This window comes from Kitasatospora sp. NPDC005748, from assembly GCF_040630735.1.
Taxonomy (GTDB): domain Bacteria; phylum Actinomycetota; class Actinomycetes; order Streptomycetales; family Streptomycetaceae; genus Kitasatospora.
Genome location: NZ_JBEXYD010000117.1, coordinates 1 through 10,195, shown reverse-complemented (window position 1 = coordinate 10,195; position 10,195 = coordinate 1). Strand labels below are relative to the sequence as shown.

Genomic DNA, 10,195 nt, shown 5'->3' with positions numbered 1-10,195 from the left:
GCCGTACTCGCCGATCGGCAAGTACGGCTCGATCAACACCCACTCCGCATCTGTCAGTTGCGCTCGCGTCACACACCACGGTCTACCGGATCAGGACCCGCCGCGAAGGTGAATCGCCAAGATTGATCACGACCGAATACGTGCCCTAGCACGAGGATGACGACATCGGCCTCCTTGCCCTGGGCCCGGTGGACGGTGGCGCAGCGTTCGTGGAGGAGCTTGGAGGTCCAGTCCGGGCGGTTGCGGCAGATCTTCTGGCACTCGGTGACCAGGGCGCGGAAGGGGGTGATGACGCGTAGCCGGGTGAGGTCTACGCCGTGCTGGTCGAGGCGGTCGAGGACGAACTCGAAGGCGCGGCGGTCGCGTTCGCCCCAGGGGGCGTCGGGTGGCCGGGTGGGGTCGTCGGTGTTGAGCCAGCGGCTCGGCAGCAGGGCGTCGTGTTCCTGGTCGGGGAAGGGCTTGTTCTCGGTGCCGTAGACCATGAGGCCGCCGTAGGCGACGTCGTTGCTGATGGTGAACATCGGCTCTTCGCAACGGCGGTGGACGCGCAGGGGGGATCCGACCCAGACGTGTTCGTCGTCGCCTCCGGGGGCGGGCAGGTAGGTGCCGTACCGGTTGGTCCGGTCGGCGACGGCCTGGGCGGAGGTGGCCGAGGGCAGCCACTGGTCGTCGACGTCGTAGGCGCGCAGGAGCCGGCGTTGCAGGGCGGTGGGCATGGTGACGACGGGTTCGAGCTGGAGCGGGTCGCCGACGAGGACGGCGCGGCGGGCGCGCCACAGGGCGCCGACGGCGGCCTGCGGGGTGGCCTGGCCGGCTTCGTCGACGAGGACCCAGCCGAGGGTGCCCCGGCCGAGGCGGGCGAACATGCCGCCGATGGAGGAGAAGGTGGTGGAGACGACCGGGATCAGGAGGAAGAGGGTCTGCCAGGCGCGTTCGGCCTCCTCGTCGGGGATCGGCCCGTTGGTGTTCGTCATCAGCTCCATGAGGACCTGGAGGTTGCCGTGGACCTTCTTCGCCGCCCCGGCGACGAGGGCGCGGTGCAGGTCGAGTGCCCGCAGGAACAGGTCGCTGCGGGCGATCGACCAGGCCTCGTCGGACCAGGGGGAGCCGAGTTCCTGGTCGCGCTCGTCGAGGTGGACCCAGTTGAGCGGCAGGGAGGGCAGCGTCGCGGCGGCCTCCCGCAGTCGGTGGTGGCGGGCGTCGAGGTCGGCGACGGCACCGTCCAGGGCGCGCCGGCCCGCTGCGGCGGCGGTGCGGGCGGCGGAGAGGTCGGCGGCCGCCGCGGTCTCCCGGACGAGGGTGGCCTGTTCGTGGGCGCGCGCGGCGGCGAGTGCGGCGGCGGCGGCGTCGATCGCGCTGGCGGCGTCGGCGTGGCGGCCGGCGGCCAGGGTCTCGGAGTGGACGGCGTCGGCGACCTGCTCCACGGCGTCGTCGAGGGCGCGGCGCTGCTGGACGAGCAGGTGCGTGATCTCGGCCTGGGAGTGTGCGTGCTGCCGCTCGGCGGCCTGCCGGTCGGCGGTGCTCCGCAGGAGCCGGCGCAGCCCGCCGCGCAGTCCGCGTTCGGCGGCCGAGGGAGCGTCGTGGCGGGTGGTCAGCGCTGCCACGTACGCGTGGTGGTGCGCGGCCCGCTCCCGCGCGGCGGACAGTCGTGCGCGGGCGTTTGCCAGCTCCTGTCGTGCCGCGGGCACCCGCGCGGCGGCCGCGCGGTGTGCGGCCTCAGCCGTCACGGTGGCGGCACGGGCGGCGGCGACGGCGGCGCCGGCCCCGGTGAGGCGGGCCGCACACGCGTCCACCTGTGCGTCGGCCCGCCCGCTCGCGGCCTCCAGGTCCGCGATGCGCCACCCGGCCTGCGGGGACTCGACGGCCTCCAGCGCGGTGGCCAGCCGGGTGCGCTGCGCGCGCAGGCGCTCGACCTCGGCCTCCGCCGCGCGAAACGCACCGACGGCCTCGCGCCACGACGGCACGGGCCGGGCCGGGCCGGGCGCCGGGGCGGTGGCGGCACCGGTGGCCGGGCGGGTTCCGCGCGCCGGGGTGTTCGGAGGGATCCAGTCGCCGAGGAGCGCCTTCATGCCGCGCAGCGGTGGCAGGCCGTCGGCGGTGCGGGCGTCGGACTCCTCCTTCGGCAGGCGGCCCCACCAGAACCGTTCGCCGAACTCCTTGCGGTTGCCCTTGTTGCCGAGCACGGCCGCCACCAGGCCCCAGGCCGGAGCGCCGCCGAGGAGCGCGGAGGCGAGGTCGGAGAAGTGGTCCGGGCCGGCCCGCCAGTGCTCGCCGAGGGCGTCCAGGCCCGGCAGTTCGGCGGTGATGTTCTCCACCGCACCGTTGTTGGACGACGTGACCACGATCTCGAACCCGGTCAACCGCGGGTCCAGCCGGGCGACGTGGCGCCGGTGCCTGCCCTGGCGGTCCAGCCCCTGCCACGCGCGGCCGGTGAACGCCTGCCCCGGCCGGTCGAAGGTGGCCATGACGGCCGCCCGTTCGACCACCAGGGCGGCGACCAGGTCACGCAGCATCGTCGTCTTGCCCGTGCCCGGCGGACCGTTCACCGAGAACATCCCGCCGTCGGTCCCGGCCCGGTCGGCGAGCATGCGGTTCACCGCGAACTGCTGGCTCAACGCGAGCGGGAAGCGTGCCGGTGAGGGCCACCGTCCGGCCGGCACCAGACCTGGCGCGACCCCGGCCAGGACGGCCTGGCGCGCCTGCCGCACGTCGGTGCGTGCAGCGACGTCCACCGCGTTGTGCTCCGTCAGGTAAGCGTCGAGCGCGGGCCCCAACCCCTGGCCGGCCGCCGCGCGCACCCGGGCCAGGTCGGGCGGGAGAAGGCTGTTCAGGAACGGCGCGGCGGCAGCGACCTTCGTCCGCGGATCGCGCGGACGGTGGATCAGCCGGCTGCGCACCCGGATCACCCGCGGCCGCAGGTGCGCCTCCACCCCGCACAGGTCCGCGATCTGCGCCGTCAGCGCCACCAGGTCGGCCAGCCCCACCGGCCGGGGGCCGGCTTCGTCCGCCCCGGCGGGCGAAGCCGTGTCCGGGAGGTGCCCGGTGCCGGCCCCGGCGCCGCCCTCCGGGGCCTCCGCGCGCTCCGGGTCCTCGGTGCGCTCCGGAGCGGGCCGGCGGGCAGCCGCCCAGTCGGCGGCGCGCCGCACGAGCGGCTCCGCCGCGCCCTGCAGCGCGGCGCCGGCGACCTCGCCGAACAGCGCCCCCACCGCGCCCACGGCCGCACCGCCCAGGATCTCGGCGAGCAACTGCCGCCAGCCGCAGTCCCCGGCCGGGGGAGCCGTCGCAGCGGGCGGCTGTGGCCGGTGCCCGGGCACGGGGGAGTAGGGGGCGGGGGAGTAGGGGACGGGGACGGCGGTCAGCCGGTCGATCGCGGCGCCGAACGCGTCGTCCAGCTCCTCGAAGCCGTCCAGCCACCCCGGCGCCCCCGGCCCGGGATCGAGGAGTCGTCCCGTGGCCCACGCGCACGCCGAGATCACCGAGGTGTCCTCGATCGGCCGGCCCTCGTCGTCCAGGACCAGCGCGAACATCGCGCTCTGACCCGACAGCGTCAGCTCCGCCTGCGGGACCCCGGGGTCGGGGTCGGTCCCTTCGGGCAGTACCGCGATCATCGCCTGGCGCAGCAACTCCAGGTCGAAGACCCCGCCATAGACCTCGTGGCGCCACATCCTCCCGTACGGGGCCAGCCGTCGGGAGGTGGCCGGGTGGTTGGGGTCCCACGGCAGGGGCAGACCCGCCAGGCCCGGTTCCGGGGTCACGTCCACGGTGTACTCGTCCGCAGACCCCGAGCGCGCGGCGCGCCGCCGGCGGGGCAGCGACGGGATCCCCGGGGGGCTGAACAGCTCGACCGCCCGCCAGCAGTCCAGCAGGGCCTCCTGTCGACGGTCCCGCGCGTGTCCGCTCCGCACCCCGCTGCCCCCGTGTCGAACGCGCGGCGCACGGCCGCTTCGTGTGCCCATCAGCCCCGCAGAATCTACCGGACCGACACCGTGCGGGCCGAGGGCCCGAACCACGGCATTCGCGCCGGCTCCGGCCGGCGGCCGGAGCCGACGACCCGGACCGGACGTCGAGGGCGCAGGTCGGCGCCGGAACGGCGTGGGCCCGCGCCGGTGCGCTCCCCGGTCGCGACGGCCGGGGACCACGCTCAGCGGTCGGGTGCGAGGTGTCCTTCCCGGGTCAGGGACGGTGACTCCGGCCTGGGTGAACAACGCGTTCGCCCGGGTCCAGAACGCGGCCGCGCTCTCCTCGCGCTCGTCGGCGAGGATCTCGCTGTAGGCCGGGCTGGAGTGGTCGTCGACGGCGTCGTGCAGGTGGCTGTAGCCCGCGCCGGAGCTGTTCTTCCTCCCGGTCGGGCGGCCCTGTACGCGGTGGCCGCCGCCGTCGGGGATGTTGCCGGGCTTCTTGATGTCGACGTGGACCAGCTCGCCCGGTGCGGTGCGTTCGTAGCGCCGCACCGGGCATCCCGTCGCGCGGTCGGGGTGCGCGGGGCGGGCGAGTCGGTAGCGGACCAGCACCCGGTGCGCCGTGGCCGGGTTCAGGTGGAGCAGGTAGGCGATGCGGCCGGACCCCACCGCCGCGGGACACGGATCGCCTGCGGGAGGCACAGGACCTTGACGATCCGCCGCTCGGTGCGGACGGGCAGCCTGCGCGGGCTGCGGGGGGCGGGGGAGGTCGCTCATGCCGGCCTCGCCGAGGGCCCGGTATCGGTCGGCCCAGCGCTTGGCCGTGGTCGGCGAGACCTGGAAGCGCTCGGCGGCCCTGCGCAGGAGCCAGCCGTCCTCCACCACGCAGCGGGCCAGGCGCAGGCGTCCGGTCTCGGTCAGCGGTGCGTTCCGGTGTGGCATGAGGGCCTTTCTGGGAGCCGGTGCAGATGTCGCAGTCCACACCTGGCCGGAAGGCCCTCACTCATTTCAAGATCACCACGCCGTGAACCGTCTCACCAACCTCCGTCGTCAGTACACCTAGACGTCCGCCTCGGGACCGGCGACCACCCGAGAACGGCCGGTCCGCCTGCCACGCAACTCCGCCAGGCCCGCGCCGCACCGGGTGCCCGAGGAAGCTCAGGGACCGCAACTCCGACAGCCACCGCGAGTGGCGCGCCACCTGGGCGGCACCGGACGGCCGACAGGTGATGATCATCGAGCACAACGGACAACCCGCCACCCCCAACCGGGAGAACCCGCCGCTCGACGCCGATCAGCCGCGCGCCCTGGTGACCGCTGCGGCCTGGGCGCGGCTCTTCGACGCCCTGCCGGCGCGGGACACCGCGCCCAAGCCGCCCACACCCGAACCCGGTCCGAAGGCGGAGGATCTTCTGGCGCCGCTCGTCCCGCTGCTCCCGCCGGGCGCCGTCCCCTCCGGGCAGGACGGCCGGGACGGAGCGCACCTCTCCGTGACGTACGAGGGGCGCACCAGCATGCTCTCGGTAAGCGTCACCGAGCCGGGCGGGCGGGGCGTCAAAGACAACGGGCGGGGCGTCAAAGGCAAGGAGTACGCCGAGACGGAGGGGTCGGCGGGCCCGCTGGCGGTCCGGGAGCGCCGGCCGGACGGCGCCACCGTCGTCACCGACATGTTCGGCAACGGCAAGACGGCGGTCGACCCGGTCCTGCACCGGGCGGCGGCGGTCTACTACGCCGACGGCCGGGCCATCGAGATCAACGAGTGGAACGGGGAGAACGGCTACACCTTCCGTCCCGGGAACCCGGCCCTCGGCCTCGACCAGCTCAAGGCGGTCGTCACAGCCCCGGCCTGGCTCCGCTGATCCGGGGGCCTCGCACCGCCGCACGGTGATCAGCGGTGCGAGGCCCGGTCTGGCGCCGCCTCACCGGCCCTGGCCGTCGCCTTCCCGGCCCGCGAACCCACCGGCGCGCCACGCAGGCCCGCTCGGAGGGAGCGCGGGCCGGGAAGACGACGGCGCAACCGGCTTCAACCGCTACGGCGGCGCAGGAGCGGGCGGGAAGGGCGGCGAAGGCGGCCGTCCCCTGTACGGCGACAAGCCGAACGGGCGCGGGTTCCTCCGCGAGGCGCCGCCCCGGGGCCGGGGCGGCCGGCGGGTGACGTCACCCCGTCCCACCCCACTGACCGTCCGGCCATCGACATATTCCGGTGATCGCTCTATGCTCCGTGCATGACCATCCGTCAGTTACAGGAACCGACCAGGCTCGTGCTCACCGCGTTGGCCGACACCCCCCGGCACGGCTACGCGATCATCCAGGAGGTGCTCGCCATCTCGGACGGCCAGAGCCGCCTGAGCACCGGCACGCTCTACACCGCCCTCGACCGGCTCCTCCAGCAGGGCCTGGTGCGAATCGACAGCGAGGAGGTGGTCAGCGGACGACTGCGCCGCACGTTCGCCCTCACCGACCAGGGACAGGACGCGCTGGCGCGGGAGGCCGCACGCCTGCGGGCCGCCGCCACCGAGGCCGAACGCCGACTGGGCTCCTTCCGCCCCCGACCCCACGGGGCGACCTCATGAACCACGCCACGACCGGCCACACCGCCCCCCGGGCGATCCGCCTGCTGATCGGCCTCTACCCCGCCCCCTACCGGGGCGCGCACGGCGACGACATCCACGCCACCTTCACCGAGGCCACCCAGGACCGCACCCGCGGCGCGCTGCTCCGGGAGTACCGCGACCTCGCCACCCACGCCCTGCGACTACGGCTGCGGATCGGCCCCACGGACCCGGCCGGCCGCGTACTGGCCCAAGCGGCGCCCGTCGCCCTCGCACTCGCGGCCGGCTGCGCCCTGTACCTCCTGCTGCCCGATCTGGCCTACCGGACCCAGAACCCCCAACCCTCGCCCGGTCCGCGTCACGCCGTGGCGATCACGGTCCTCCAACTGGCGTGCGCCGCGCCGTGGCTGCTCGCTCTCGGGCTCGCCGTGACGGGCCGTTGGCGGGCCGCGCGCGTCACGGGCGTGGCAGCCGTCCTCCTCGGCGGCGGCGTGCAGGCCCTGATCGGCCTGGACCGGTACTCGGCGGGTCAGCCGGCGGCCCTGGCCTTGATCGGCGCGCTGGTGCTGCTCGCACCGGCCGCGCTCGTGGACGTCACCCGGCGAGGCCGTTGGGAGATGGCCGCACTCGCGCTCGCCGTCGCGCTCCCCGGGATCGCGGCCGACCTGTACCTGGCGCAGTACCTGCCGCTGCCCGTCCTGGCCGTGCTGCCGATCTGGCTCGGCATCCTGACGGCACCGGTCCTGTTGGACCGCCTGGCCGGCCGGCGAAGGGACCCGCTGCGGGCCGCCGGCGTCGTGCTCGGGACGCTGCCCTGGCTGATGCCCATGACCACCGCGGCCGCCTTCGACCTGCCACGGCTGCACCTGCTGCTCGAATACGCCGGAGCCTGTGCGGCCCCGCTCGGGGTGGCCCTGGCGGTGGCCGGAGCGCTCCAGCTCGCCCGGCGGGTCAGGGCGGACGACCGCTCCGGCCCGGCCTGACCTCGGCCCGGTGCCCGCGCTCCCTGGGGCCTGCGCACTCCCGGGCCCGCGCGGCCCGGCGGCGGGTCTGCCGACCCGATCCAAGGTCCGCGGTGCGCCGCGCTGCTGAGCCGCCGGGGCCGCTGCTGCCGGCGAGGGGCGGCCACCGCGGCGACGCCTCACCCGGGCGGGGAGGCCGATCCAGGGCGTGGGCGGCATGGACGTCGTGGCCGCCCACGCCATCGCGCACCACTTCGTCACCTCCGCCCGCACCAAGCCGGCCAAGAGTGCCGAATCGACCTGACGAAACCCCCGGGCCGGCGACCGCGCCGCATGGCACCGTCCGCCGGGGCGCCGGCCGCACACGCCGGGTCGCCCATGATCTCCACGGCCCGAACACGCCGAAGGCCGCCGCCCCGCACGGGGTGGCGGCCTTCGTGCTGTTCGGACGCCGGGACTGGGTCGTCGGGGCGATGAACCGGACGCGCCGAGGAAGAGCGTCCGGGCCTCGGCCAGCCGCACCGGCGGCCCGTACCCGCCCAATCGCAGGCCGAGGTTCACCAGGTCGTGGATCCGATCCCGTGGAGGGAACGCGGCAAACAAGTGGCCCCTGAGCGTTCGCCCGGGACGTGGACACCGCAGGTTCATCCGACGAGCGTGATCCTCGGGGAAGCCGCTGCGCTGTCCGATGTTCGAATCGGGCCGGGCCGAGGTAGCCGAACGCGCGGTGGCGCCGACGGAGGTTGTGGAAGCAGATCCACCGAAGGCCCGCGCGCCCGGCCTCCCCGTCTTCATACCGCTGCGCGCCCGCTTCGTCCTGGCTGCGTGGCCGTCGGCGCTTCCCCCGGTCGTGTCCGAGCAACTCCCGAGGGAACCGCTCAGCCCCGTCGCCGGCGCCCTCGACCTCACCACGGGGACCACCGACCTGAAAGTGACCGTCCACGCCGGTGAAGACCACCTCGCTGCGGGCCATGCCTCGCACCGCTCCATCGCCGCACGGGCACCCCGGCCGGCGACTCGCGGCGCTGCGCTGCCGGCAACCGGACACCCGCATGACTGGACACCGACCAAGCAGAATGATCATACTGTGCCCGGATCGCACGCCATGTGTCACACCATCAGTTCGACGCGCCCACCACCCTGGACGCTCGTTCACGGCGACCCCGGACTCAGCGTTCGGGGGTCGTCGTCGTGTGCCGGGCGGCGACCACCCCCAGCCGGAAGTTCAAGCCCTCAGGGGCTCCTTCGGCATGGGCACACGCGTATGGCGGCCGCTGGCCGCACAGTACTGTCATAGCTCCAAGATCCGGGGAAACATGATTCGCAAGTTCTTGACCACGCTCTTCGCGCTGGTCTCCGTGATTGGTTTCAGCTCACTCGCCGTCAGCCCGGCACAAGCCGTCGGCAGCTCGGTCCTGTGGAACACTGAAAACAAGTGCGCCACCCCGGAGGGGAACGGCACGTCCAACGGCACCGTGGTCACGGTCTGGTCCTGCACCGGTAGCGACCTGCAGAAGTGGCACTGGAGCGGCAACCTTCTGGTCCACGACGTGAGCGGCAAGTGCATGACGCCGCAGGGCAACGCCTCGGGCACCAATGGAGCCGTGCTCACTCTGTGGACCTGCGACCCCTACGCGTCGGTCAACCCGCAGCGGTTCTACTACGACCTCGACTCGGAGCGGATCTGGACCGCACACGGGAGTAAGTGCATCACCGCGAAGGGCAACTCCCTGAGCAACGGGACCTGGCTGACGCTGTGGACCTGCGGCGATGCCTGGAACCACCCGCAGTCCTGGGCCATCGTCGGCTGACGAACCGCTCGCGCACCAGCGTCACTGATCGGCTCGTCAGGCCGAGCCTGTTGAACGGGAGTTCGAGTCGGCCGACTGATGCCGAGCGCACGGCCCCCTCCCCGCAACGCGGGGAGGGGGCCTGCCTCGTCCAGGGGGCGGTTCTGTCGGCTCACGAGTACGCCACGACCGTGTCGGCGACTTCGCGGATTCGGTCCGGGCTGACCTAGGTCGCCTAGATCTGGGCCAGGTGGGAGCGGATGTCGCTCACCGGCGCAGGTGTCAGCCAAAGGAGACGTCGACGCACCCGCACCGCGGAGCGCGGACGCGAGCGACGGACTCGTCGTCGCCCGGTGCAAGGGGGGCGGCGGCCAGGGGCCCGGGGGCCCGCGCGGGCTCGACCCGGATCTCCAGGAGCGTCCGCCGGCAGGCGTTGAGCCGGGCTGTCGGATGCGGGGGCTGCGCGGGCGGGTGCCCCGGCGGTGGGTGTACCAGGCGCGTCGGATCGGGCTACGGACGGTGATGGCCGTGGCCAGAGCAAGGAAGAGCTCGGTGCAGGAGCGTCGCCGCTCGGTGTCGCGGCGACGCTCGCCGAAGTTGTTCATTCACGATCGGCCGGCGCGTCCGGCGGGGGCAGTTCGAGCGGGAGGACGGGGTGCAGGGTCTCGCCGCCGATCCGCAGGGCCTTCCGGCCGGTGGCGAGGATCCGCAGTCGGGGGCACCGGCCGAGCAGGGCCTCGGCGAGCCTCGCTGCGGCCTCCAGCACGTGCTCGCAGTTGTCCAGCAGCACCGTCTCTTCGTCCGCCAGCACTTCGACCAGGTGGTCGAGGATCTGCCCGGCGTCGCCGGAGCCGGGGCCGGGGCCGGGGCCGGGGCCGGGCGGTCCGCCGCCGGGGCGCGCCGGAGCGGACCGGCCTGGCGCAGCCGCAGGACGTCGAGGACCGCCCGGGCCACGTCCTCCGCCCCGACCGGGGCCAGGGCGACCAGCCAGA

At 74.4% G+C, this 10,195-nt stretch carries 6 protein-coding genes and 2 pseudogenes; 4 read left to right on the top strand and 4 right to left on the bottom strand.

The window, feature by feature from the left end; all coding sequences use genetic code 11:
- Window positions 1-68: 68 nt before the first annotated feature.
- Both ABZ495_RS36305 and ABZ495_RS36300 read right to left on the bottom strand, forming a co-directional pair.
- Complete coding sequence (locus ABZ495_RS36305) at window positions 69-3,527, bottom strand: AAA domain-containing protein (RefSeq protein WP_359840234.1); 3,459 nt, start codon at window positions 3,525-3,527, stop codon at window positions 69-71.
- A gap of 672 nt (window positions 3,528-4,199) precedes the next feature.
- Window positions 4,200-4,841 (bottom strand): annotated as a pseudogene (locus ABZ495_RS36300) (leucine zipper domain-containing protein); the annotation flags it as partial.
- A gap of 287 nt (window positions 4,842-5,128) precedes the next feature.
- On the opposite strand from ABZ495_RS36300, the gene ABZ495_RS36295 reads away from it, so the two are divergent.
- The 4 genes from ABZ495_RS36295 to ABZ495_RS36280 all read left to right on the top strand — a co-directional run bounded on the left by ABZ495_RS36295 (window position 5,129) and on the right by ABZ495_RS36280 (window position 9,224).
- Window positions 5,129-5,758 (top strand): hypothetical protein, encoded by a 630-nt coding sequence (locus tag ABZ495_RS36295; RefSeq protein ID WP_359840233.1) that lies wholly within the window; start codon window positions 5,129-5,131, stop codon window positions 5,756-5,758.
- 366 nt (window positions 5,759-6,124) lie between these two features.
- Window positions 6,125-6,472: a PadR family transcriptional regulator gene (locus ABZ495_RS36290; RefSeq protein WP_359840232.1), complete on the top strand. Its 348-nt coding sequence runs from the start codon at window positions 6,125-6,127 to the stop codon at window positions 6,470-6,472.
- Window positions 6,469-7,434 (top strand): hypothetical protein, encoded by a 966-nt coding sequence (locus tag ABZ495_RS36285; RefSeq protein WP_359840231.1) that lies wholly within the window; start codon window positions 6,469-6,471, stop codon window positions 7,432-7,434. Before ABZ495_RS36290 ends, ABZ495_RS36285 begins: the two co-directional genes overlap by 4 nt.
- A 1,295-nt stretch (window positions 7,435-8,729) precedes the next feature.
- Entirely contained in the window at window positions 8,730-9,224 is a 495-nt protein-coding gene (locus ABZ495_RS36280; RefSeq protein WP_359812419.1) for a ricin-type beta-trefoil lectin domain protein, read from the top strand.
- 425 nt (window positions 9,225-9,649) lie between these two features.
- Here ABZ495_RS36280 and ABZ495_RS36275 read toward each other — a convergent pair.
- Both ABZ495_RS36275 and ABZ495_RS36270 read right to left on the bottom strand, forming a co-directional pair.
- Window positions 9,650-9,814, bottom strand: a pseudogene (locus ABZ495_RS36275) (IS5/IS1182 family transposase); the annotation flags it as partial.
- Complete coding sequence (locus tag ABZ495_RS36270; protein ID WP_359840235.1) at window positions 9,805-10,014, bottom strand: hypothetical protein; 210 nt, start codon at window positions 10,012-10,014, stop codon at window positions 9,805-9,807. The pseudogene ABZ495_RS36275 and the gene ABZ495_RS36270, both read right to left, overlap by 10 nt.
- Window positions 10,015-10,195: the final 181 nt, after the last annotated feature.